The organism is Enterobacter cancerogenus (assembly GCF_019047785.1).
Lineage (GTDB): Bacteria > Pseudomonadota > Gammaproteobacteria > Enterobacterales > Enterobacteriaceae > Enterobacter > Enterobacter cancerogenus.
Map to the genome: position 1 here is coordinate 4,604,064 of NZ_CP077290.1, position 22,596 is coordinate 4,626,659.

At 54.1% G+C, this 22,596-nt stretch carries 26 protein-coding genes; 20 read left to right on the top strand and 6 right to left on the bottom strand.

What is annotated here, in order from left to right; translation table 11 throughout:
* Positions 1-7: 7 nt before the first annotated feature.
* From I6L58_RS21800 to I6L58_RS22975, 17 genes are all read left to right on the top strand, one after another.
* A complete protein-coding gene (locus I6L58_RS21800) occupies positions 8-685 on the top strand; it encodes an HK97 family phage prohead protease (RefSeq protein WP_016063561.1) in 678 nt (225 codons plus the stop codon).
* 2 nt (positions 686-687) lie between these two features.
* Positions 688-1,845 carry a phage major capsid protein gene (locus I6L58_RS21805; protein ID WP_058651212.1) on the top strand — a complete coding sequence of 386 codons (1,158 nt, stop codon included), beginning with the start codon at positions 688-690 and terminating at the stop codon, positions 1,843-1,845.
* Between the two features lie 34 nt (positions 1,846-1,879).
* Positions 1,880-2,206 carry a head-tail connector protein gene (locus I6L58_RS21810; protein WP_088208228.1) on the top strand — a complete coding sequence of 109 codons (327 nt, stop codon included), beginning with the start codon at positions 1,880-1,882 and terminating at the stop codon, positions 2,204-2,206.
* On the top strand, positions 2,206-2,544 hold the full coding sequence (locus I6L58_RS21815; RefSeq protein WP_088208229.1) for a phage head closure protein: 339 nt from the start codon (positions 2,206-2,208) through the stop codon (positions 2,542-2,544). Before I6L58_RS21810 ends, I6L58_RS21815 begins: the two co-directional genes overlap by 1 nt.
* Positions 2,541-2,990, top strand: coding sequence for an HK97-gp10 family putative phage morphogenesis protein (locus I6L58_RS21820; RefSeq protein WP_061382654.1), 450 nt, complete (start codon positions 2,541-2,543; stop codon positions 2,988-2,990). The genes I6L58_RS21815 and I6L58_RS21820 overlap by 4 nt, the downstream gene beginning before the upstream one ends.
* A complete protein-coding gene (gp17, locus tag I6L58_RS21825; RefSeq protein WP_088208230.1) occupies positions 2,987-3,334 on the top strand; it encodes a tail completion protein gp17 in 348 nt (115 codons plus the stop codon). The genes I6L58_RS21820 and gp17 overlap by 4 nt, the downstream gene beginning before the upstream one ends.
* 54 nt (positions 3,335-3,388) lie before the next feature.
* A complete protein-coding gene (locus tag I6L58_RS21830; RefSeq protein WP_000202242.1) occupies positions 3,389-3,859 on the top strand; it encodes a phage tail tube protein in 471 nt (156 codons plus the stop codon).
* Between the two features lie 54 nt (positions 3,860-3,913).
* A complete protein-coding gene (locus I6L58_RS21835; RefSeq protein ID WP_001135721.1) occupies positions 3,914-4,315 on the top strand; it encodes a phage tail assembly chaperone in 402 nt (133 codons plus the stop codon).
* 23 nt (positions 4,316-4,338) lie between these two features.
* Positions 4,339-4,602, top strand: a complete 264-nt coding sequence (locus tag I6L58_RS21840) for a phage tail assembly protein T (RefSeq protein WP_058681845.1) — start codon at positions 4,339-4,341, stop codon at positions 4,600-4,602.
* 72 nt (positions 4,603-4,674) lie between these two features.
* Positions 4,675-5,016 carry a hypothetical protein gene (locus tag I6L58_RS21845; protein ID WP_058681844.1) on the top strand — a complete coding sequence of 114 codons (342 nt, stop codon included), beginning with the start codon at positions 4,675-4,677 and terminating at the stop codon, positions 5,014-5,016.
* 42 nt (positions 5,017-5,058) lie between these two features.
* Positions 5,059-8,319 carry a phage tail tape measure protein gene (locus tag I6L58_RS21850; RefSeq protein ID WP_088208231.1) on the top strand — a complete coding sequence of 1,087 codons (3,261 nt, stop codon included), beginning with the start codon at positions 5,059-5,061 and terminating at the stop codon, positions 8,317-8,319.
* Positions 8,320-8,335: 16 nt separating this feature from the next.
* Positions 8,336-8,929: a hypothetical protein gene (locus I6L58_RS21855; RefSeq protein ID WP_062939145.1), complete on the top strand. Its 594-nt coding sequence runs from the start codon at positions 8,336-8,338 to the stop codon at positions 8,927-8,929.
* Positions 8,929-9,513 (top strand): hypothetical protein, encoded by a 585-nt coding sequence (locus I6L58_RS21860; protein ID WP_088208232.1) that lies wholly within the window; start codon positions 8,929-8,931, stop codon positions 9,511-9,513. The genes I6L58_RS21855 and I6L58_RS21860 overlap by 1 nt, the downstream gene beginning before the upstream one ends.
* Positions 9,514-9,519: 6 nt before the next feature.
* Entirely contained in the window at positions 9,520-9,918 is a 399-nt protein-coding gene (locus tag I6L58_RS21865; protein WP_088208233.1) for a DUF6950 family protein, read from the top strand.
* Complete coding sequence (locus tag I6L58_RS21870; protein WP_088208234.1) at positions 9,918-12,716, top strand: phage tail tip fiber protein; 2,799 nt, start codon at positions 9,918-9,920, stop codon at positions 12,714-12,716. The genes I6L58_RS21865 and I6L58_RS21870 overlap by 1 nt, the downstream gene beginning before the upstream one ends.
* A gap of 3 nt (positions 12,717-12,719) precedes the next feature.
* Positions 12,720-13,688 (top strand): DUF6453 family protein, encoded by a 969-nt coding sequence (locus I6L58_RS21875; RefSeq protein ID WP_140418803.1) that lies wholly within the window; start codon positions 12,720-12,722, stop codon positions 13,686-13,688.
* 64 nt (positions 13,689-13,752) lie between these two features.
* Complete coding sequence (locus I6L58_RS22975; RefSeq protein WP_254082138.1) at positions 13,753-15,060, top strand: phage tail fiber protein; 1,308 nt, start codon at positions 13,753-13,755, stop codon at positions 15,058-15,060.
* 95 nt (positions 15,061-15,155) lie between these two features.
* On the opposite strand, the gene I6L58_RS21885 is transcribed toward I6L58_RS22975, so the two are convergent.
* Positions 15,156-15,422: a DinI family protein gene (locus tag I6L58_RS21885; RefSeq protein ID WP_088208236.1), complete on the bottom strand. Its 267-nt coding sequence runs from the start codon at positions 15,420-15,422 to the stop codon at positions 15,156-15,158.
* 97 nt (positions 15,423-15,519) lie between these two features.
* Here I6L58_RS21885 and I6L58_RS22980 point away from each other — a divergent pair, with 97 nt between their 5' ends.
* The 3 genes from I6L58_RS22980 (at position 15,520) to uilS (ending at position 17,425) form a co-directional block, all read left to right on the top strand.
* A complete protein-coding gene (locus I6L58_RS22980; RefSeq protein WP_088208237.1) occupies positions 15,520-15,759 on the top strand; it encodes a hypothetical protein in 240 nt (79 codons plus the stop codon).
* The gene (locus tag I6L58_RS21890) at positions 15,759-16,079 is read left to right on the top strand and encodes a hypothetical protein (RefSeq protein WP_088208238.1); all 321 of its coding nucleotides are present in this window, start codon (positions 15,759-15,761) and stop codon (positions 16,077-16,079) included. The genes I6L58_RS22980 and I6L58_RS21890 overlap by 1 nt, the downstream gene beginning before the upstream one ends.
* A gap of 485 nt (positions 16,080-16,564) precedes the next feature.
* The gene (uilS, locus tag I6L58_RS21895) at positions 16,565-17,425 is read left to right on the top strand and encodes a UilS family quorum-quenching N-acyl-homoserine lactonase (RefSeq protein ID WP_088208239.1); all 861 of its coding nucleotides are present in this window, start codon (positions 16,565-16,567) and stop codon (positions 17,423-17,425) included.
* 60 nt (positions 17,426-17,485) lie between these two features.
* On the opposite strand, the gene I6L58_RS21900 is transcribed toward uilS, so the two are convergent.
* The 5 genes from I6L58_RS21900 to I6L58_RS21920 all read right to left on the bottom strand — a co-directional run bounded on the left by I6L58_RS21900 (position 17,486) and on the right by I6L58_RS21920 (position 22,508).
* Positions 17,486-18,202, bottom strand: a complete 717-nt coding sequence (locus I6L58_RS21900) for an ABC transporter ATP-binding protein (protein ID WP_042320101.1) — start codon at positions 18,200-18,202, stop codon at positions 17,486-17,488.
* A complete protein-coding gene (locus I6L58_RS21905; RefSeq protein ID WP_088208240.1) occupies positions 18,199-19,074 on the bottom strand; it encodes an ABC transporter ATP-binding protein in 876 nt (291 codons plus the stop codon). The genes I6L58_RS21900 and I6L58_RS21905 overlap by 4 nt, the downstream gene beginning before the upstream one ends.
* Entirely contained in the window at positions 19,071-20,360 is a 1,290-nt protein-coding gene (gene livM / locus I6L58_RS21910; protein WP_088208241.1) for a high-affinity branched-chain amino acid ABC transporter permease LivM, read from the bottom strand. The genes I6L58_RS21905 and livM overlap by 4 nt, the downstream gene beginning before the upstream one ends.
* Positions 20,361-20,371: 11 nt before the next feature.
* A complete protein-coding gene (locus tag I6L58_RS21915) occupies positions 20,372-21,286 on the bottom strand; it encodes an ABC transporter permease subunit (RefSeq protein WP_088208405.1) in 915 nt (304 codons plus the stop codon).
* A 100-nt stretch (positions 21,287-21,386) separates the two neighbouring features.
* Positions 21,387-22,508 carry a branched-chain amino acid ABC transporter substrate-binding protein gene (locus I6L58_RS21920; RefSeq protein ID WP_042320098.1) on the bottom strand — a complete coding sequence of 374 codons (1,122 nt, stop codon included), beginning with the start codon at positions 22,506-22,508 and terminating at the stop codon, positions 21,387-21,389.
* Positions 22,509-22,596 lie beyond the last annotated feature (88 nt).

Consider the following 22,596-nt stretch of genomic DNA (forward strand, 5'->3'; position numbering starts at 1 on the left):
GGCCGTAATGCCTGAGATCGTAAAAACGCTGTCCTTCGACGAGACAGAAATCAAATTCACCGGTGACGGTAAACAGGGGATTTTTGAAGGCTACGCCTCTGTTTTTAACAACACCGATTCCGATGGCGACATCATTCTGCCCGGGGCGTTTAAAAACGCACTGGCGAACCAGACCCGCAAAGTGGCGATGTTTTTTAACCACAAGACGTGGGAGCTGCCGGTTGGTAAATGGGACAGCCTGGCCGAAGACGAAAAAGGCCTTTATGTGCGCGGTCAACTTACGCCAGGGCACAGCGGCGCCGCCGACCTGAAAGCGGCAATGCAGCACGGTACGGTTGAAGGTATGTCGGTTGGCTTTTCCGTTGCGAAAGACGATTACACCATCATTCCAACAGGCCGCATTTTTAAGAATATCCAGGCTCTGCGCGAAATCAGCGTCTGCACTTTCCCCGCCAATGAACAGGCTGGCATCGCAGCCATGAAAAGTGTCGATGGCATTGAAACGATTCGTGATGTGGAGAACTGGCTGAGGGATTCAGTCGGGCTCACCAAATCACAGGCAGTTGGGTTAATAGCCCGGTTTAAGTCAGCGATTCGGAGCGAGTCCGAGGGCGACGGAAACGAAGCACAAATCAACGCTCTGCTTCAGAGCATTAAATCTTTCCCTTCCAATTTAGGTAATTAATTATGTCTGAACTCGCTCTCATTCAAAAAGCAATCGAAGAATCCCAGCAGAAAATGACCCAGCTGTTCGATGCGCAGAAAGCTGAAATCGAAAGCACGGGCCAGGTTTCCAAACAGCTGCAGTCCGACCTGGCCAAAGTGCAGGAAGAACTGACCAAATCCGGTACGCGTCTTTTCGATCTGGAACAGAAACTGGCTTCCGGTGCTGAAAATCCGGGTGAGAAGAAATCCTTCTCTGAACGTGCTGCTGAAGAGCTCATCAAGTCATGGGACGGCAAACAGGGCACCTTCGACGCGAAGACGTTTAACAAGTCTCTCGGCAGTGACGCTGATTCTGCTGGCTCACTGATCCAGCCGATGCAGATGCCTGGCATCATCATGCCTGGTCTGCGCCGTCTGACTATCCGTGACCTGCTGGCTCAGGGCCGAATTTCCAGCAACGCTCTCGAATACGTGCGTGAAGAGGTGTTTACCAATAACGCCGACGTGGTGGCGGAGAAAGCGCTTAAGCCAGAATCGGATATCACCTTCAGCAAACAGACCGCGAACGTGAAGACCATCGCGCACTGGGTGCAGGCATCACGTCAGGTGATGGACGATGCGCCGATGCTGCAGTCCTACGTTAACAATCGCCTCATGTACGGCCTGGCACTGAAGGAAGAAGGCCAGCTTCTGAACGGAGACGGCACCGGGGATAACCTGGAAGGTCTGAACAAAGTGGCAACCGCCTACGACACCTCGCTGAATGCCACCGGCGACACCCGTGCTGACATTATCGCTCACGCTATTTATCAGGTGACCGAATCTGAGTTTAGCGCTTCCGGTATCGTCCTGAACCCGCGCGACTGGCACAACATTGCGCTGCTGAAAGACAATGAAGGCCGCTATATCTTCGGCGGTCCTCAGGCGTTTACCAGCAACATCATGTGGGGTCTGCCAGTAGTCCCGACTAAGGCACAGGCCGCCGGTACCTTTACGGTGGGCGGTTTCGATATGGCCTCACAGGTGTGGGATCGCATGGATGCCACCGTGGAAGTCAGCCGTGAAGACCGCGATAACTTCGTGAAAAACATGCTGACCATCCTGTGTGAAGAACGCCTTGCGCTGGCGCACTATCGCCCGACGGCAATCATCAAGGGCACTTTCTCTTCTGGCTCATGATGGAGGAGGGCGGGGTAACCCGCCCTTTTAACGTATGGCGATAGATGTTTTGGATGTAATTAGCCTCCCCCTTTTCAAACAGCAGATTGAGTTTGAGGAGGATGACAGGGACGAGCTGATCACGCTGTACGCACAGGCAGCCTTTGACTACTGCTACCGGTGGTGTGATGAACCGGCATGGAAAGCGGCAACTGACATTCCTGCAGCAGTGAAGGGCGCCGTACTGCTGGTGTTTGCGGACATGTTCGAGCACAGGACCGCGCAGAGTGAAGTACAGCTTTATGAGAACGCCGCCGCAGAACGGATGATGTTAATCCATCGCAACTGGCGCGGTAAATCTGAACCTGAGGAGGGCTCCTGATGGAACCTGGACGATTCAGGCACCGGGTAAAAATTCTCACCTTCACGACTTCGCGCGATCCATCTGGTCAGCCGGTTGAATCGTGGACAGGTGGCAACCCGGTCCCGGCTGAGGTAAAGGGGATCAGCGGCAGAGAGCAGATGTCAGGCGGCGCGGAAACGGCGCAGGCAACCATTCGGGTCTGGATGCGCTTCAGGTCAGAGCTGAATGCCTCTTCTCGTCTGGAAGTCCTCAGCGGCCCGTATAAAGGTCAGGTGCTAAATATCATCGGTCCTCCTGTAGCAAATGCGACCGGCACTCGCCTGGAAATTCTTTGCAAAACGGGAGTTGAAAAATGATTGAGACGAGCCTCGATTTTTCCGGGTTAAATGACATCGCAAAGGATCTGGAGGCGCTTAGCCGCGCTGAAAACAACAAGGTTCTGCGTGACGCCACGCGCGCTGGCGCCGAAGTGCTTAAGGAAGAAGTGATCGCCCGCGCGCCGGTGCGTACCGGGAAACTGAAAAAAAACGTGGTGGTGGTGACCCAAAAAAGCCGCCGCCGCGGGGAAATTTCTTCTGGTATTCACATCCGTGGCCGCAACATGCGAACCGGTAATAGCGACAACACCATGAAAGCCAGCGATCCGCGTAATGCGTTTTACTGGCGATTCGTAGAAATGGGAACCGTTAACATGCCACCGCACCCTTTCATTCGTCCCGCGTTCGATGTTCGCCAGGAGCAGGCGACAGAGGTTGCGATCAGGCGCATGAACCAGGCCATTGACGAGGCATTAAGCAAATGACGGAAGACGATCTCTATCCTCTGCTGGAACCGCTGGCCGGAGGGCAGGTTTATCCCTACGTTGCGCCGCTCGACAGTGACGGGAAGCCTTCAGTCTCTCCGCCCTGGGTAATATTCTCGATTATTACCGACGTGGCCGCAGACGTTCTTTGCGGTCAGGCTGAATCTGCCGTTTCTGTGCAGGTTGATGTCTATTCCAGCACCATCACTGAAGCGCGCACGATCAGGAATATGGCGCTTGATGCTCTGCAGGTGCTGAAGCCGGAAAGCATTGTGAAAACGCCGGGCTATGAGCCTGATCTGCGCTATCACCGGGCAACGCTCGAATTTCAGGTAACCGTTTAACCTTACCCACCATAACAGACCGCTCCGGCGGTCTTTTTTTTAACTGGAGAAACCATGACCAGTAAGTATGAAGTCACAAAGGGGATGACCTTTGCCGTCTCCGACGCACCCGTAACCGCCGAGGATTTTAACGCCTCAGGTTTCCCGGGGGCTGGTGTTACCTGGCTGGAAGCAGCCTGTGCAACAAAGGAGATCACCTTCACCGGCGGACAGAAAGGGGATATCGACGTAACCACGCTGTGCTCAACTGAACAGGAGCAAACCAACGGCCTCGCCGCGCCTGCTGAAATGAGCATTACCCGTAACTGGGTTGGCGATGAAGCAGCACAGGAGGCACTACAGACCGCTTACGAAAATGACGAACTGCGCGCGCTGCGCGTGGTATTCCCGTCTGGCAACGGTTTCTACGTGCTGGTGGAGGTACGCCAGAGCTCATGGTCTGCTGCAACCTCTTCCGTTGTTGGCGCTACCTATTCTCTGCGTGTACGCGGCAAACCTAAACGCATCTACGCGTCTGGTTCCTGAGCGGCTTCGGCCGCTTTTTTTATCCCTCCGATCATGTAACAAGAGAAAAATGAAATGCCGCAAAAAACATCACAGAATTCATTACGCAACGTGGCGCTTACAGCATCGAAAGCCTATCGCACCAAAGAAGGTATCACGGTCCCTGAATGGGATGGCGCAAAGGTAACGCTGCGTGAACCCTCTGGCGATGCCTGGGTGAAATTCCGGGAGATCGTTAATCCCCAGCTCGCCGAGGGCGAAGAGGCACCGACTCTGACGGAGGCGGAAAAGTTTCTGCGTAACAAAGAGGCTGATGTGGTTCTGTTTATTGACGTTCTGCTGGATGAAAACGGCGAGCGAGTATTCAGCGATGAGGATCAGGAGCAGGTATCTAAAATTTATGGTCCTGTGCACTCCCGCCTGCTGGCTCAGGCCCTCAACCTCGGAATGAGCCAAGAAGAAGCGGGAAAGCCGTAAAGCAGCCGCTGACCTTCTTCCTGATGTCGCTGGCTCTCCGGTTGGGGCGCACTCTCCACGAACTGCGCCAGACCATGACCGCCAGCGAGCTCAAAATGTGGATCGAGTTCGACCGCATTAGTCCGATTGGCGACTGGCGCGCTGATGCTCAGGCGGCACAGATCTCCGTTGCAATGCTGAACTCTCAGGGCGGGAAATTCACTATCCCTGACGTGATGCTGAAATGGGGTGAGCAGGAAGAAGACAGGGAGATCAGCAAGCTGGAGGAATGGATGTCTGGATTGTAACTTAATCTGCCATTTTTCATTTTCATGCGCTACCCTATGAGTGATTTTTTAAGCTCATAGGGAATTTAGAAAATGTTTAAGTATCTTTTTGTTATTTGTTTGTCTTTATTTATAACCGCATGCAAACCCAGCGATGAAGAAATGATTAAATTTGGCGAGTCTTTAGTAAAGCAATCGCTAAAAGATCCAGAGAGCGCTAAATTTAATTCATTCTATCGCCAGTTTGGCGATGGTGTTGGATATGTCTGTGGGACTGTTAATGCAAAAAACTCATATGGCGGCTATGTTGGAAATAGAAATTATTACGTTCACCTGACTGTTAAAGACGGTAAAGTTGTTGATAATAGTCCAGTCAAAATAATTGACGAGAAAGATGATAAAGGTGAGGCTAATTTCAATAGCATATGCCAGTAAAATAAATAAAGCCCTTCGGGGCTTTTTTTTTATAGGCTTCGTATGGCGACCCTGCGTGAATTAATCATCAAAATTTCGGCGAACTCAACTTCTTTCCAGTCTGAGATCGCCAGGGCGTCCCGCATGGGAACCGATTACTACCGCACTATGGAACAGGGCGGTAAAAAAGCTGCAGCGGCCACGCGTGAAACCCAGCGTTCTTTGGCTGACCTGAACTCTCAACTTGCAACCGTGCGATCTTCTGCTGCCGGGCTTGCCGGTGCGTGGGCTGGTGCATTTGCCACGCATCAGCTGATCGCGTTTGCCGATACATGGAACCAGCTGAATGGACGCCTTCGCCTAGCTTCTTCTTCCAGCGATGATTACGTGGAATCACAGCGCGTACTCATGGAGATCAGCCAGCGCACCGGAACATCCCTTGAAGCGAACAGCAACCTTTACAGCCGAATTGCACAGTCCCTGCGTGATGCTGGTTACGCTTCTGCTGACGTCGCAAAAGTTACGGAAACCGTTGCAACCTCACTGAAGCTGTCTGGCGCCAGCACCGAAGAAGCGAGCTCCGTTATCACCCAGCTTAGCCAGGCGCTTGGCTCAGGCGTTTTGCGAGGTGAAGAATTTAACTCCATCATGGAGAACGGCGGCCGCCTAGCGAAACTGCTGGCTGATGGGCTGGGCACCACTGTTGGTGGTCTGCGAAACATGGCCAACAATGGCGAGCTGACCACAGATAAGATCGTCCCATTACTGACTAACGTCGAGATACTCCGTAAAGAGTTTGACACCCTTCCTGCTTCCATCAGCGGTTCAGCCCAGAAAGTGCAAAACGCCTTTCTTGCATGGGTTGGTGGCGCGAACGACGCCATCGGCGCTTCTTCCACGCTGTCCGGCGTGCTGGATGGTCTGGCGAATAACATCGATGATGTGGCAAATACAGCCGGTATTCTGGTTGGCGTTGGCTTGGCCCGTTATTTTGGGAATATGGTTGGCAGCATAGCGCAATCCACCCGGGCGGTGTTGTCCAATACTGCAGCAGAGATAGAGTTGGCTCAGGCACAAGTTCGTGGTGCTCAGGTTAGCGTGGCGATTGGCCGAGAGGCAGTTTACCGTGCGCAGAAAGCACGAGCGGCAGCGACCAGTATTGAAGAGCAGATTGTAGCTGAACGAAAACTAGCAGCTACCCAGGCCTCCCTCGATAAAGCATTAGCCGGAAGAACTTCAGCCCTTAATAATCTCACCAATACAGCCTCAGTGATGTCCAGGTTGGGGGGGAATGTGCTGGGTCTTCTTGGTGGTTGGCCGGGAGTAATTATTGGTGCCGGCGCGGCGATGTATGGTTTGTATCAGCATACCCAGCAGGTGCACAAGGAGGCGGTTGGCTTTGCCAATAATCTGGATGAAATAAACGGTAAGCTGCAGCAGATGTCGGTGCTTGGCCTGCGTTCGACCGCGGCTGATGCCCGTACATCTTTACAGGCGCAAAAACAGGACCTGGCCGACCTCGACTCTCAGATCGCGAAGGTGAAAGACAGCCTTAAGGCGGTTGACCAAATCCAGCAGGACTACAACCGCCATCCGACGCTGACTCAAATCAATACCTTCATGGATCAGGCCGATATCACGGCCAAAAACGTTGAACTTACCGACAAGCTGAACCAACTGGAGTACAAGCGGGAACAGGCAGCGTCTAAGGTTGAGCAAACGCAGAAGCTGGTTAACGATGCCAGCGATAAGGCAACACAAAAGGCTATTGAGCAGGCTGGTGCCGTTTCAATCCTGAAAGGTGCGTATGATCTGTTAAACCGCTCGATGTCAGCGACTGCTGGCGCCAAGCCACCACAGTATTCCGGGCCAGTTGTCTCTCTGGCGAACGCAACACCTCAGCAGCAAACCGCGCTTGAGCGATCACGTCGCGATAACGAGCTGGCCAGCCTCAGCGGCTTAGAAAAACTCCATCAGCAGCACGTCTATGAAGCAGAAGATCTGAAGCTGACGGGGGCTCTTTACACCCAGTACATCTACAACAAGGATCAGGCAGCCAAAAAGGATGCGGCAGCAGCAGAGGCCAAAAAGACCTCCACGGCTGCTTCGAATGCGCAGAGTAAAGCCGAGCGCGAAGCGGCCAGCACCGCTGAGCAGTATTCCCGTAAGATGGCCGATCTGAGCGTGGCTATTGATGTGCAGCGCGTGCGGGCAACGGAGGGAGAAAAAGCCTCCGATCTTTATGCTGCTTCCCACCAGGCTGGCACTAAATGGACGGATGAGCAGCGCAGGGCAATTCAGGCATCGTCTACAGAACTGGCGAAGTGGACCCAAAAGGCTGATGAGAACGTGCGCAAGCAGCGCGAACAGGCTGATGCCCTGAAGGATTTAACTGAAGCGGCCAGGAAGTTCAGGGACGAGGCTACTCTGACAACTGAAACCAGAGGAATGAGCGATCGCCAGCGCAGCCGGTTCGATGAAACGCAGCAGATTGACCGTGTTTTTGCCAAAACTGACGGCGGTACCGAAGCAATCGCACAGCGTGCGGCGGCTCTCGATGCGCTGGACAAAAAATATAAAGCAATCGCTGCTTCTGAGGCTGACTGGACTGCAGGCGCCGAGAAGGGATTTAAAAACTGGTTTGATACCGCTTCTGATTATTCCTCGCAGACAGCAGACCTTGTGAACAACTCAATGACAGGTCTTATCGGAAATATTTCCGATGCTTTATCAGGCAATAAAGTTGACTGGGAGGATTGGTCGAAATCGGTACTGGCTTCTATGCAAAAAATTATCCTCAACGCAATGTTGGTCAATTCGTTGAAGTCTGCAGGAGGTGGGGGACTGTTCGGCTCTCTTGGCGGTCTTTTTGGTGGGGGGGATGCAACCTCTGCAGGAAGTACACCATTAGGCGCATATTCCGGCGCGGCCAGCGGACTGAAGTTTGCCAAAGGCGGCATCTTTGATTCCCCAAATCTTAGCCATTTCAGTAATTCGATCATTTCCAGCCCGACGATGTTCAAATTTGCCAAAGGCGATGGATTGATGGGTGAAGCTGGCCCCGAGGCTGTGATGCCACTAACCAGGACACCGAATGGTACTCTTGGCGTCAGGATGATCGGTACTACAGCTGCTGGTGGTGGAGGTGGTGAAATCCATATCACCCAGCATATCAATGTTTCTGGTAACGGTGACGCAGCACTTAATCGTGCCATGCAGGAGGCCGCGCGTCAGGGAGCTGCCGATGGTGCTAAAAAAGCCCGGCAGGACATGCTGAGTGATTTCCAGACCAACGGGCAGGGCAGGCGACTGCTTGGCGTTTAATAAGGAGTGAATAAGTATGGCTGCGCTTGAATGGCCTGCTGATGTATGCCCGTCGTCGCTGACGTGGCGACCGGAAAGTAACACCAAAACATTTCGCTCTCCCTTTAACGGTGCGTCTCAGACCGTTCGTTTCCCCGGCACTCGCTGGATCTGCTCTCTGACGTTCAACAACCTTACGGACGATAAATCCCGGCGTATCGATGCGCTGGTGGCCGATCTCGACGGTGAATACGGCAGGGTAAAAATCCGCGACTGGGGGCGCGAGGGGAGAACGCCAGCCGGAAATCCGGTGGTGCAGGATGCCAACCAGACGGGGACCCAGCTCAGCAGCAAAGGCTGGACGCCCGGCAAACTCGTTCTGCGCACCGGGGATTACCTTACCGTGAACGACGAGCTGAAGATGGTCACTGCTGATGTGACCAGCACTTCAACTGGTACCGCAATCATTCCGATTGCGCCGATGCTACGTACCTCGCCGCCGGTTAACGGCAAAATTGAGGTGGCTAACCCCTACGGCATTTTTAAGCTGAAAGATAACCAGCAGGGCGCGGGTAACCGCGTTCCTGGCGTTTTTACCAGCTACACACTGGAATTTGAGGAGGCGTTTTAATGCTTTATTCACCTTTTTCAGATTCGATGATCACCTGGCTTTCCCGTGACAGGGTTACCGCGGTTCTGGCGGCCAATGTCCAGTTTGAGTCCGGGACCGCTTACGTCCATTCCGGCACCGGCACGCTGGTACTGGGCGGATATGTCTATTACGGCATGGGGACGCTGGGGTCCATCGATGATGTGAGCGAAACCAACACGACGAGCCCGACGCAACTCAGGATGACGCTTTCCGGTCTTGATATGTCCCTGTTTGCCAAAACACTTAACGAGCGCTGTGTCGGGAAACCGGCGGAACTGTATCTGGTGGCTATGGACGACAACGGTGTTGTTCAAGTTGCTGACCTGATTTTTAAGGGGCGGGTATCCGGTACCGGCGCGACGTCGGGGGAAACCAACGCCCTGCAATACACCGTCAGTAACATTTTTGAAGACTGGCAGCGACCGTTCCCGGACCGCTATACGGACGAATCGCATCAGGCCGCACAGCCAGGCGACCGCATTTTCCGCTACGTCGCGCAGATGGCAGAACGTTCAATTTACTGGGGCAGTAAAAAAGATGCGCCAGGATTTACCTATTCGTGAGGAAGCATGAAGCATCCAGACTGGCATAACAGATTAATCGCCGTGATAAGGGCCGCTGAAGAGCGGCCTTTTTTATGGGGCGAACATGACTGCTGCCTGTTCGCAGCTGACTGCGCTGAAGCGATGACCGGAGAGAATTTTGCTGACGGCTGGCGCGGGACGTATGACAGCGAAATAGGGGCGAAAAAAGCGCTGCTGCGCGGCGGCGGCTCGCTGGAGAAAGTGCTGGCGAAATACCTCGACGAAGTACCGGTGAAGATGGCCCAGCGCGGCGATATCGCGGTAGTTGAAAATGCTGCCACCCGGTGCGCAGGGGTAATTTATGGCGGTGCCGTGTGGGTGCCGGGAGAGGACGGGCTGGTTTGTCTGAAGACTAAGCCACTGAGCACCTGGAGGGTTCGCTGATGCCTGCTGCTATTCCAATCGTCGCCACAGTGGCAGCAGGTGCTGCAGCAATTGGTGGATATACAACCATTGCGCTTGCCATCACCATCGCGGCCCAGGTATCTACTCAGTTGCTGACAAAAAAACCGTCGCTCGGGGCATACCGTGATACCTCCGAAAGAAAGCAGGTGCTGCGCGCGGCTGCCAGCCCGAAAACGGTGGTATATGGCAGGACGGTATCAGCAGGTACGCTTTTCTTCTCCGAAGAGGAAAAAGGCGATCAGACTGATGGCGAATGGCTTCATCTTGCGATCACCCTGGCGGGACACCCTCTCTCCGGTGTGGGAACCATCTATCTCGGTGATGACGATATTGGTTCGTACCCTGATAACGCCACCTACGAAGTACATAACGACCGCCAGACCGCCGATCCGTTTATGCTTCAGAATTGCCCGTCCTGGAAAGAGGACATGATCGGCAAGGGCATTTCCTGGCTACGTGTGTCGCTGAAGTTTAACGCTGAAAAATTCCCCTCAGGCATTCCTAACATCAAGGTCGAGAAAACGGGGCGCAAGGTCTATGACCCGCGCACCGGCCGCACGGAATACAGCAACAACCTTGCACTCTGCGTGCTGGACTATTACCGCAATTACCTGAAGGTGCAGGATGCGGATATCAACTGGGACCAGTTTCAGGAAGCCGCCAACATTTGCGACGAGATGGTAACGAACGGCGACGGAACCACGGAAAAACGGTACACCTTAAACGGTGAGTTCGACCTGAACGAAAACAAGGCCAGCATTCTTGAAGCGATGCTGGCTGCCGGAGCTGGCGAGCCAACGTACATTGCGGGTAAGCACGGCATTCTGGTTGGTGCGTATTATGGCCCTGCAACCGAAGTGATCACCGAAAGTCAGCTGGCCGGTGATATCGAAATCATGCCGGAAGTATCGCAGTCTGAGCGCGTCAACACCATTAACGGTACCTTTATCGATCCTAAGCAGACCTATGCTGAGGCTGATTTCCCGGCGGTGTCTGTCAGCGAATGGGTTGCTGAAGATGGCGTTGAGATTTCACAGGACCTGAAGCTTCGTTTTGTCACCAGTGAGTTTCAGGCCCAGCGCCTGGCAGACATCAAGCTGAAGCGCACCCGCATTTCCCGCACGATGAATCTCACACTTAACCTGAGCGGCTATCGCTATCGTCCAGGCATGTACGTGAAGGTCAATTTCCCGTCGCTCGGTATCATTAATGTCGAAATGCGCGTGACCGACTGGAAATTTGGCGTGCAGAACGGTGTGCAGATCACCCTGAAGCAGGAGACTGCTGATGTCTGGGGAGATGCGATTGGCAAGCCAATTGAGCGACCACCGTTCACGCAACTGCCGTCGGGAGGCGTGGCGCAGCCGCAGAACCTGAAATACACCGTGGAGGAAATCGGACAGGTGGTGCAGGGCGTGCTGTCCTGGCAGAACATCGGGCAGTTTGTTTACAACAAGGTGGTGATCCGCAAGGCGGGTCAGACGGTGCTCTCTGTTCAGGTTCCGGGTTCCTTTACCCGCCTGACTGGACTTGTTCAGTCAACCTACACGGCTCACGTCACTGCGGTAAACCAGATGGGGGCAGAGTCGCCGGAGGCATATCTTGAATTCAGCATTCAGGCCCCGCCAGCGCCGTCACGGGTCGATATTGAGCAAAGCTATTTTGCCATCACGCTATACCCGCGTCTGGCAGCAGTGACGAACGTATCAACGCAGTTTGATTTCTGGACGTCCGGCGAAACCAGGCTACCGAATACCAGCACGTCAACGGTTGAAGGCAGGGCAACGCGTGCCGGGATCGGCACCACCTGGAGCAGCCATAACCTGAAGAACGGGCACACCTATTACTGGTATGTCCGCACGATCAACGCGTTTGGTACATCTGCGTTCGTTGAAGTGGCCGCGCTGTGCCAGACCGATACGTCGGGGCTGATTGACGTCATTGACGAGTCTGTCAGGAATTCTGACGCCATGAAAAACGTGGAGAAGGGCGTTGATACCAACCTTGAAGGCATTCTGCAAAACGCGCTGGCGAATAACGGCACGGTGGAACGCCAGTTCCAGCAACTGGGCGAAGTAAATGCCGAAATCATGACGATCAGGACAACGATCGCCACGGTAGACAAGGCGTTAGCCCAGCTCACCACCAGTGTTAAGTCTCAGTTCGAAAGCGTTAACTCGCAAATCCTCGAACAGCAAACGGCCATCAGTGATAACACGAAAGCTATCGCTTCCCTCGATACGTATGTTCAGGCAGAGGTTGGAGACCTGACGACGGCGGTTAATCAGAAAATGAACGCCGAGGTGACGAGCAACGGTACAGGCAAGGCTTCATATACCCTGAACCTTGGCATTATCCGTAACGGCGTGAAGTACAACACCGGCTTTGGTATGTCCATTGAGCCTTCTGGTGGTTCTTACAAATCCACGGTTGTATTCGCTGCTGACCAGTTCGGCATCTACTCAGGAAGCGATCCCGGCAACTATGAGGCCGCCTTCTTTGTCTATAACGGACAGGTCTTTATCCGTGACGCGATGATCCAGGACGGCAGTATCACCAATGCGAAAATCGGCAGTTATATCCGCTCGACAAACTTCGCATCCGGAGTTCGGGGCTGGAACATCGACAAGAGCGGCGACTGTGAATTCCACGGCAAATTCTACGCAGACAGCGGTAACTTTGCGTTCAACGGGACCAATAACACGGTCGTTATCAACAATAACGGTATTACCGTCAACATTCCCGGCGGTGGCCGTATCGTCGTTGGTTCATGGTGATTTATGCCTTCAGGACTTTTAATCGATCTCAATGATGGCGGTAAACCGATGGAAATTACCGCCGGGTTACGTTGCCCGACATATGGCGGGGCGATATCCGGCGGTATCGGTAATGTGAATACTGCGACAGTTGAGGGTTACGTGGCCGGGTCGAATGTCATTTTCATACCGACCCAGACGGTAATCAGCGACGAGGGGATATTCAAGCTGGACAGCGTCACTATCTCCGGCGCGAACGTCACGCAGAACTGGAGCGGCAATTCAAACCCCGGATTTCCCAATCCGCAGCGCGTGGCGTTCTCCGGTACGCTGTGGCAGATCCTGCCCGTAAGCCAGAACTCAAATGTTGGTCTACTCGTTCAGAACAGCACTGACTTTACGGCGATCACAACGGCGTCCAGGGTCGGGTACTGCATCTATAAAGCCAGGGTAACTGTCGGTACGTCCGGCTGGGTCACGCCGACCATTGCAGAATTTGATCGCAGCAAATACCTGGTTTGCTGTAAGTGGAACAGCCCTTACACGCTGGACTATGACGGAAATCGGCTGCTGTTTCTGAATGATGGATCAAACACGGAAGACCAGCCCATGAGCGGCACCGTTGATGTGGTCATCTTCGCGGGAGGCGTTTCGCCGGTGGCCGCGAATCCCGGATTTAATATCTATAACGCCGCAGGCCAGTGCACGTTCTCAACTGCGCGGCGCCCGTTCGTTTATCTCGGCGTTAATTTTGTTCCTTCCACGACGGCGCAGACCGTTCCCGGGGGCGGATATATGCCCGTTGGCCGCTTTGGTCTCAGGGTGCCCAGCTTCGGCGGTGGTCGCATTTATCACTACCATTACGGGCTGGTTATGCAAAATGGCACACTGAGGGCGGGGAGGGGGCTGTATGTCGGCTGGGCTGACAGGCAGCTCGCGAACGCCGGGGTTACGCCGATCTCGTTACCCGTTATCCCCGATATGTACGTCTGAACCTTTTCAGTCTTAACACCAACCTCGCTCCGGCGGGGTTTTTTATTGCCTCGAAGGAGCATCTATGTCCGCAGGAACACTGACACTGACCAATAACTCAGCAGCAGTCACCGGCAGTGGCACTGCCTTTACCACCGAACTGGCTGCCGGAGATTTTATTGTCGCGACCGTGGGCGGTATTCCCTACACGCTGGCGATCAAAACAGTGAACAGTAATACCTCACTGACGCTTGTCAGCAGCTATACCGGACCCACTCAGGCAGGGGCGGCATGGTATGCCGTACCGCGCGTGGCAATGAACCTGGTCACTGCGGCGCTTGTGGCCCAGAGCGCAGAAGCCCTGCGTGGCCTCAATTACGACAAACAAAACTGGCAGAGCATTTTCAGCGGTACAGGAAACGTTACGGTGACCCTGCCAGACGGAAGCAGCTTTACCGGACCTGCATGGAATAGCTTCACCACGGCACTGAACGGCAAGGCCGACAAGGTAAGCGGCGCGGTGCCAGTTACCCAGGGCGGTACAGGATCAACAACCGCAGAGGGTGGCAGACAAAACCTCGGTTTGGGAAGTGGCGCCACCAAGGACGTCGGAACTGCTACCGGAAACGTCATGCAGGTAGGCGCGTTCAACCTTGGCGCTATCCAGGCGGACGGTCCCACCCTCGATAATATGGACGGATTCACGCCTACCGGATTTACCTCACATCAAAATGATGGTCTGACTCAGTTGGGCCTGACATCGAATACGGGACTCACTTCCATCATTCTCAATCGGGGCAACAGGCCAACCCGAATACATCAGGCATACTCTCTACGTCGTACCTGGTTCTCTTATTACAGCGGGAGCGCATGGGCCTATCACGAAGCTTACACTACTGGTAATACGACAAAATCAAGTGATGGTACTTTGAAGGCGGCGTCCCCTGTCGCCCGTATTGTTAAATCCCGTGAGGACTGCCAGCGTGAGGACATTGATTCTGACGGTTTCAGCTGGTGTGGAGGTGGAACTGCCAATGAGGAAGCTGAAGGGATCAAGATTTCAAGACTGGATGTTGGTGTTTATGTCCTAACTGGTTCAGCGGGACTGGCCTCTGATGGCTGGCAGTTATTGCCACCAATGGACCCGGGGGGAATGGGCGAGTTGGGTGTGGTTGAAGCAGAGCAAACCGAAAGCGGCGGTCTGACTATCCGCCTGTATAAACGCAAATACATCCTGAGCGATGAAGGTGAGATCGTCAAAACCAAAGGTGAATTGATGGACGTGCCAGCGAACAGTTGGATCGATGTTCGTTTGGATATGCCAGATAACAGCATCTGGAACCAACACCAGAAGGAAGCTATGAAAGGAGAGGCGCAGGAGTCAGCTTCATAAAGAAAACCGCCGCCTGTCGTATGCAAGAACGGGCGGCGGCTGGTTGCTCAGTGTTCATGCCCGAGCAATCGCCGGGAATAGTACCTGAGAGATAATTAAAGTCCAACCTGACGGACTGTTGGAGAATCAGAAACCAGCCACATATCGGCCTCTTCAAACATTTCCTCCAGCATACGATTCAGTTTTTCCCGATCGCTTTTGCTGGCATCGCTATTCAAGCCGTTCGCCTGCATCGGCTTCACTCTCACTTCGGCATCAGGGAAAATCTGATGCACCCGCTTCGTCAGTTCGGCCAGGATTATCTCCCTGGCACCCACCAACCCATTGACATTACGCTTGTCATAAACCAGTTCAACGAACATCCCTTACTCCTTATGAATGTGTAGGCCGAGCTTGAAACATAAAAACAAAAATACTACTGTATATGCATACAGTCAATAAATGCTTATGGAGTGAAAAATGCCTCGCACAGCAGACATCCATGCCGCGTTTGTTGCGGCTATAGAGTTGAACCCTAAGGGTTACCGTTACCTGAGGACTGACACCTTCATTCAGAAACTGAGGGGCTTCAACTGGCACTATACGCGCGAAGATGCGAATGCCTGGATAGAACGCTATCAAGCAGATTTCGCAGACAAGACGACTGACGGAAGCGATAACCGTTATTGGATCTTACGCAACATGGGGAGGATTAACTGATGGGATTTGCATCACCAGCCACAGATTATGTAGAGCGCCAGTTGTCACCTGAAGTGATTTGCAACATAGGGGCCGAGAGCAGAGTGCTTGAAACTGAAGTTGGCTTTGCTGTCATTGAGCCTGCAGCGGAGACAAAACTTGGAGACGTTCTGCTGATTCTGAGCGACGGTCGGACGCAATTTGCAAAACTAATAGGTAAGGCTCTCATCACGGATGATGGCGAATCCATAGAGGGAGTAGCACTGGAGGAGGTGGAAGTCTTGGGTAGAGTAACTTTCTTTATAAACCGAGCTCTTGAGGATGATTGCCCGGCAATTTAATGATCAATTCGGAACCGTTTATGCTGCAAAAACTTTCGCCATTGTGACTTTTTGATAAGCCTAAGTTGTTGATTAACCAGATCTAAAAATTATGAATTATTGGCGAAAAATTAACTTATGTCTTTGATATCTATAAATAACACGCGTGATTTAAAATCCCTCGGCGTTCGCGCTGTGTGGGTTCAAGTCCCACTCCGGCTACCATGGGAAAGCAAAGAATAATCAAAGCAATAAGCAGTGTCGTGAAACCGCCCCTAAGGCGGTTTTTTTATATCTTTTTTTCACCGCTTTAATTAACTGTACCGCTTTACGTCCTCCTCCAAACCTTATTCCCTTCACCAATAAAAATCCCTTACGCTGAAACATCTCATAATACATATTGTTGATTTATAAACATTTGATTAATCATAAACTGGATGAATGTCAAAAAACGCTCTTGGGCAAACTGATACGCTTTCTGCTCCGATAGTAAGGGAAGTGTATGTATGTTATTGACTAAACATAAATTAAAAGATGATATCGCTGTAACATTACGCCGCCCCGCTGATTCTGTTAAGGCTCCGGTTGTGATCCTTTGCCATGGATTTTGCGGTATTCAGGAAATTTTACTGCCACGCTATGCTGAGGCGTTTACTCAGGCGGGCTTTGCCACCATCACCTTCGATTATCGGGGCTTTGGTGAAAGCGGAGGGGAACGCGGAAGGCTGGTTCCTGCGCTGCAAATCGAAGACATTTGCTCTGTTATCGACTGGGCTGAGGCGCAGTCAGAGATCGACGGGCACCGCATAGCGCTGTGGGGCACTTCGCTGGGCGCCTGCCATGTCTTCGCCGCTGCGGTTGAACGCCCCCGGATCAAAGGCATCATCAGTCAGATGGGCTTTGCGGATGGCGAGGCCATCGTCACTGGCAAGATGGACGAGCAGGAGAAGCAAGGATTTGTCGCAACGCTCGACAAGATGGTGGAAAAACGCGAGCGTCTGGGTAAGGAAATGTTCGTTGCCATTACCAAAGTGCTGGGTGATGAAGAGTCGAAAGCCTTCTTTGAGGCCAATAAAGAGCGCTATCCATCGATGGATATCAAAATCCCGTTCCTCACGGTGTATGAAACGCTCAATTATAAACCGTACCAGAATGCCGAAAAGGTTAACTGCCCAACGCTGGTGGTTGTAGCCGGCAACGATACGGTAAATGAACCGCAGCAGGGCGTGGCGTTATATGACTCTGTGAAAGCTGATGATAAAACCTTATACGTTGAAGATGGCGCTAAGCATTACGATTTGTATGATGGCAAGCACTTCGACAATGTGATCAACCAGCAGCTGGCATGGCTCAAAGGCCGCCTGTAAGCGGAGCCAGCAGTTTAAATCAGCCCCGCAAGTGCGGGGCTTTTCGCTACCCAAACCGCGTTATGCCCCGCCCAGATACGCCTTCCTGACCTCCTGGTTCCCCAATAACTCTGCGCCGCTGCCGCTTAAACGAATTTGCCCGTTCACCATGACATACCCCCGGTCCGAAAGGGTTAACGCATGGTGGGCGTTCTGCTCGACCAGAAAAATGGTCATCCCGTTACGGGCCAGCTCCCGAAGCGTCTGGAAAATCTGCTTCACGACGATGGGGGCCAGCCCCAGGCTTGGTTCATCCAGCAGCAACAGTCTGGGGCGGCTCATCAGGGCGCGGGCGATGGCTAGCATCTGCTGTTCACCACCGGACAGGGTCATCGCCCGCTGGTTGCGCCGCTCCTTAAGACGCGGGAACAGCTCAAACATGCTTTGCATATCCTGGGCGGCATACTGATTGCCGACAGGGATCGTGCCCATGAGCAGGTTCTCTTCAACGGTCATATCCGGGAAGATGCGCCGTCCCTCAGGTGCCTGCGCAATGCCGCCGGAGGCAACGTAGTGCGTGGACTTGTGGCTAATGTCCTCATTGCAAAAAAGGATCTGCCCGTGACGAATACGCGGTTGCCCGAAGATGGACATCAGAAGGGTGGATTTCCCCGCGCCGTTGGCCCCGATCAGCGCCACGGTCTCGCCCTTATTAACCTCAAGAGAGACCTGCTTTAGCGCCTGGATCACGCCGTAATAGACATCGACATTGCGAAATTCCAGCATCGGCTCACTCACAGGCTGACCTCACTTTCGTCGGTGCCGAGGTAGGCGGCAATGACCTTTTCATCATGCTGAATGTACTCCGGTTTCCCCTGGGCAATCACGTCGCCGTGATCGAGCACAATAATCTCATCGGATATCTCCATCACCATGCCCATGTCATGTTCGATCAGCAATACGGTGATGTCATGATGATCGCGCAGGAAGCGAATGATATCGCTCAGCTTGTGCGTTTCAACCGGGTTTAATCCGGCGGCCGGTTCGTCCAGACAGATCATTTCCGGGCCGGTACACATCGCCCGCGCGATTTCGAGGCGGCGCTGCTGGCCGTAAGACATCTCGCCCGCAAGGCGGTTGGCACAATCCACCAGATCCACCACTTCCAGCCAGTAAAAGGCCCGGTCCAGCGCGTCGCTTTCAGCCCGTCTGTAGGCGGGCGTGTTCAGTATCCCGGCCAGAAGATGGCGGTTAACGCGCATATGCTGGGCAACAAGGAGGTTCTCAACCACCGACATTTCGCGAAAAAGACGGATGTTCTGAAACGTGCGCGCCAGCCCGGCACGGTTGACCAGATGCGTACCGCCGAACATCTTATAAAACAGCCGCTGTCCGAACTGCGCCGGGTTTACCCAGTCGCCGGGCTGAAATTTCTGGCCGAGCACCTGAATGACGTTGGTGGTCTTATGCCGCGTGCTGAACAGAATGTTGCCCCCTGATGCCTTATAAAATCCGGTCAGGCAGTTAAAGACCGTCGTTTTTCCCGCCCCGTTTGGCCCAATCAGGGCGGTGATGGACCCGCGCTGAATAGAAAGGCTGACATCGTTGAGCGCCTTAATCCCGCCAAAATGCATCATCAGGTGTTCCACGCTCAGTATCGTCTCCTTCATGGTGCGACTCCTTTGCGTACCGCATACCCACTGCGGTTAATGCGGATTAAACCGCGAGGCCGCCAGATCATCATGACCACCATCAGCATGCCAAACAGCAGCACGCGGTACTCGGCAAAGCTGCGCAGCAGCTCTGGGGTGACGGTGAGAACAAAGGCCGCCAGCACCACGCCCACCGTGGAACCCATTCCGCCCAGCACCACTATGGCGAGGATCAGCGCGGATTCAAAGAAGGTGAAAGAGGTGGGGTTCACGAAGCCCTGGTAGGTGGCGAAAAACACCCCGGCGATACCGGCAGTCGATGCCCCCAGCGTAAAGGCCGACAGCTTGACCAGCACATGATTCAGCCCCATTGACCGGCAGGCGATCTCATCCTCGCGCAGCGCTTCCCATGCCCGGCCAATCGGCATTCGCGTCAGGCGATGCTTGATATACAGCACCAGCAGCACAACAAGGAAAAGCACCGCGTAAATAAAGATGAATTTCATGTTGGGGTTGTAGGTCAGGCCAAAAAATTCGTGAAACGGCACGCCGCCTTCTTTCGCCCGCCGTCCAAACTCAAGGCCGAAAAAGGTGGGAGGAGGGGCAGAAACGCCGTTCGGACCGCCGGTGAACGTCAGCCAGTTATTAAGAACCAGGCGAATAATCTCTCCGAACCCGAGCGTCACGATTGCCAGGTAGTCGCCGTGCATGCGCAGCACCGGGAATCCCAGCAGCGCGCCCGCGGCGGCGGCCATCAGGGCGGCCAAAGGTAGCATCGTCCAGAACCCCAGCCCCAGATACTGATAACCGAGGGCCAGACCATACGCACCGATGGCATAAAAGGCGACATACCCGAGATCTAACAGCCCGGCCAGCCCGACCACGATGTTCAGCCCAAGGCCGAGCAGCACGTAGATGAGCCCGAGGATCGCCACCGTCAGCACGTATTTGGTCGCGACAAAGGGAAAGCAGATCGCCAGGGCGATAATCAGGGGAATGATCCAGCGCATCCGGCTTTTGTATTCCGGGGGACGAACGTACACCCCCGCGCTGTCGGCCTCAAAGCGTGCCTGAAAACGTCTGCCGGGGGATGTCCCTAAAAAAACGCTCAGTACAAACCGCCCGAGCATCACGATAGCGACAATCCACACCAGCCGCTGCCATTCGAAGTTGAAGCTGTAGCCGTCCAGCACGACGCCCGCGATGGGGCCGAAAATGATAAGCGCCACCAGGCCAGAGAAGATGGCATCAAGGACGCAGCGTTTAAGGGAAAAACCGTCAGAGGCAACCGTGAGTGTCGTCATCGCTTTCTCTCTTACACTTTGGCTACGACAGGGCGGCCCAGCAGCCCCTGAGGACGGAAAATCAGGATCACCACCAGTAATCCAAACGAGAAAACATCTTTATAATCCGAGTTCACCATCCCGGAGAATTGCGCTTCGGCGACCCCCAGGATCAGCCCGCCCAGCATCGCTCCGGGTAACGAGCCAATGCCGCCGAGCACCGCCGCCGTAAAGGCCTTAATGCCAATCACAAAGCCGACGTAGAAATCAAAGGTGCCGTAGTTCATGGTGATCAACACCCCGGCCAGCCCGGCCATCGCCGCGCCAATCACAAACACCAGCGAGATAATGCGGTCGGTGTTAATCCCCAGGATGGAGGCCATTTTGCGATCCTGCTGTACCGCCCGGCACATCCGCCCCAGGCGCGTGCTGCTGATTATCCAGGTGAGCAGCAGCATGCCCGCGAACGACGCGATCAGAATGAACACCTTGGTGTAGGTGATCTGAACAAAGCCGTCGCCCAGATGAAACCGCAGCACGCCATCCAGCATCGTCGGCACGCCCTGCTGGCGTGGCCCCTGACTGAGCTGGACGTAGTTTTGCAGAATAAGGGACATCCCGATGGCGGAGATCAGCGGCGCGAGGCGCGTGGAGTTGCGCAGCGGCCTGTAGGCTATCCGCTCGATGGTCCAGCCGTACACGCCGGTGACGACGATGGTGAAGACCAGCGTGCCGAGGATCAGCAAAGGGAACGACTGCAAACCGAAGAACGACAGCAGCGCGAGGCCGATGGCGCACAGGTAAGCCGAGATCATGTAGACTTCGCCGTGCGCGAAATTAATCATGCCGATGATGCCATAAACCATGGTATAGCCGATGGCGATGAGTCCGTAGACGGAACCGAGGGTTAATCCGTTAATTAACTGCTGCAGGAAGAATGTGCTCATCATTGCGCGCTCGTGTAATAGGCCAGCGCAGCTGGCGCAGCCTGATGTGTCGTTGGCGCCAGCAGGCAGGCCCGCTGGCGTTGAGCGTGACTCCGTCCCGTTACTGAACTTCCTTATATTTTCCTTTATCATCCCACTGATAAACCACGTAGTCAGAGACCTTCAGGTCGCCTTTGCTATCCCAGGCTTTTTTGCCCATCACCGTCTCCACGGCGTTGGCTTTCAGCCATTCGCTGGCTTTGGCGGAATCGGTCCCTTTTGTGGCGTTGAATGCGGCGGCAATGGCCTGAATGGAGGCATAGGCGTAGAGGGTATAGCCTTCGGGTTCAAACTTACCGGCGCGGAATTTGTCGATAACGGCTTTGCCGTCCGGGATGAGGCGGGGGTCTTTACCAAAGGTCATGTAGATGCCGTTGGTGTACTTCGCTCCTCCGGCCGCCGTGACCATCTCTTCATTGACGATGCAGTCCCCGGAGAAGAAACTGGCCTGTACGCCTTGCTCACGCATCTGGCGCACCAGCGGACCGGCTTCAGGATGGCACCCGCCGAAGAAGACCACGTCCGGTTTTTGCGCACCGATCTTGGTCACCAGGGCGTTAAAGTCTTTTTCGCCGCGCGACAGCCCTTCATACATCACGTCCTTAACGCCGCGTTTTGCCAGCGCCGCTTTGGTCGCATCCGCCAGCCCCTGGCCGTAGGTATCTTTATCGTGGATGATGACCACGCGTTTCGCTTTCAGCTTGTCGATAATGAAATCGCTGGCGACCTGGCCCTGCTGGTCATCGCGCCCGCACATGCGGAACATATCGCTCATGCCGCGTTCAGTAATCAGCGGGTTGGTCGAGCCGGGGGTGATAGAGAGAATGCCCGCGTCACTGTATACCTCTGAGGCGGGCATGGTTGACGAGGAGCAGAAGTGCCCGACAACGGCGTTGACTTTATCCTGGTCAACCAGGCGGTTGGCGACGGCGACTGCCTGTTTTGGCTCGCATGCATCATCGCCCTGAACCAGTTTAATTTTCTCACCGTTGATGCCACCGGCGGCGTTAATATCTTCCGCGGCCTGCGTCGCACCGTGCCAGTATTGATCGCCATAGGTTGCGTTTGGCCCGGTGAACGGGCCAGCAACCCCAATCACGACATCGGCCTGTGCGGAAAATGCCGTCACCAGACAGCCGGCCAGCACGAGAGAAAGGGGACTTCTGATAAATTTCAGCGACATTATGATGTTCCTTAGCATAGAGGTTTTTGCATCAGGTATTAACCCGAACGCCTGATGACGTCGTTAATCCAAAAACAAAAGCAAGAAC

Coding starts and splice junctions, on each gene's coding strand:
- I6L58_RS21800 (WP_016063561.1), top strand. CDS start 8: ATGCCTGAGATCGTAAAAACGCTGTCCTTCGACGAGACAGAAATCAAA.
- I6L58_RS21805 (WP_058651212.1), top strand. CDS start 688: ATGTCTGAACTCGCTCTCATTCAAAAAGCAATCGAAGAATCCCAGCAG.
- I6L58_RS21810 (WP_088208228.1), top strand. CDS start 1,880: ATGGCGATAGATGTTTTGGATGTAATTAGCCTCCCCCTTTTCAAACAG.
- I6L58_RS21815 (WP_088208229.1), top strand. CDS start 2,206: ATGGAACCTGGACGATTCAGGCACCGGGTAAAAATTCTCACCTTCACG.
- I6L58_RS21820 (WP_061382654.1), top strand. CDS start 2,541: ATGATTGAGACGAGCCTCGATTTTTCCGGGTTAAATGACATCGCAAAG.
- gp17 (WP_088208230.1), top strand. CDS start 2,987: ATGACGGAAGACGATCTCTATCCTCTGCTGGAACCGCTGGCCGGAGGG.
- I6L58_RS21830 (WP_000202242.1), top strand. CDS start 3,389: ATGACCAGTAAGTATGAAGTCACAAAGGGGATGACCTTTGCCGTCTCC.
- I6L58_RS21835 (WP_001135721.1), top strand. CDS start 3,914: ATGCCGCAAAAAACATCACAGAATTCATTACGCAACGTGGCGCTTACA.
- I6L58_RS21840 (WP_058681845.1), top strand. CDS start 4,339: ATGTCGCTGGCTCTCCGGTTGGGGCGCACTCTCCACGAACTGCGCCAG.
- I6L58_RS21845 (WP_058681844.1), top strand. CDS start 4,675: ATGTTTAAGTATCTTTTTGTTATTTGTTTGTCTTTATTTATAACCGCA.
- I6L58_RS21850 (WP_088208231.1), top strand. CDS start 5,059: ATGGCGACCCTGCGTGAATTAATCATCAAAATTTCGGCGAACTCAACT.
- I6L58_RS21855 (WP_062939145.1), top strand. CDS start 8,336: ATGGCTGCGCTTGAATGGCCTGCTGATGTATGCCCGTCGTCGCTGACG.
- I6L58_RS21860 (WP_088208232.1), top strand. CDS start 8,929: ATGCTTTATTCACCTTTTTCAGATTCGATGATCACCTGGCTTTCCCGT.
- I6L58_RS21865 (WP_088208233.1), top strand. CDS start 9,520: ATGAAGCATCCAGACTGGCATAACAGATTAATCGCCGTGATAAGGGCC.
- I6L58_RS21870 (WP_088208234.1), top strand. CDS start 9,918: ATGCCTGCTGCTATTCCAATCGTCGCCACAGTGGCAGCAGGTGCTGCA.
- I6L58_RS21875 (WP_140418803.1), top strand. CDS start 12,720: ATGCCTTCAGGACTTTTAATCGATCTCAATGATGGCGGTAAACCGATG.
- I6L58_RS22975 (WP_254082138.1), top strand. CDS start 13,753: ATGTCCGCAGGAACACTGACACTGACCAATAACTCAGCAGCAGTCACC.
- I6L58_RS21885 (WP_088208236.1), bottom strand. CDS start 15,422: ATGTTCGTTGAACTGGTTTATGACAAGCGTAATGTCAATGGGTTGGTG.
- I6L58_RS22980 (WP_088208237.1), top strand. CDS start 15,520: ATGCCTCGCACAGCAGACATCCATGCCGCGTTTGTTGCGGCTATAGAG.
- I6L58_RS21890 (WP_088208238.1), top strand. CDS start 15,759: ATGGGATTTGCATCACCAGCCACAGATTATGTAGAGCGCCAGTTGTCA.
- uilS (WP_088208239.1), top strand. CDS start 16,565: ATGTTATTGACTAAACATAAATTAAAAGATGATATCGCTGTAACATTA.
- I6L58_RS21905 (WP_088208240.1), bottom strand. CDS start 19,074: ATGAAGGAGACGATACTGAGCGTGGAACACCTGATGATGCATTTTGGC.
- livM (WP_088208241.1), bottom strand. CDS start 20,360: ATGACGACACTCACGGTTGCCTCTGACGGTTTTTCCCTTAAACGCTGC.
- I6L58_RS21915 (WP_088208405.1), bottom strand. CDS start 21,286: ATGAGCACATTCTTCCTGCAGCAGTTAATTAACGGATTAACCCTCGGT.
- I6L58_RS21920 (WP_042320098.1), bottom strand. CDS start 22,508: ATGTCGCTGAAATTTATCAGAAGTCCCCTTTCTCTCGTGCTGGCCGGC.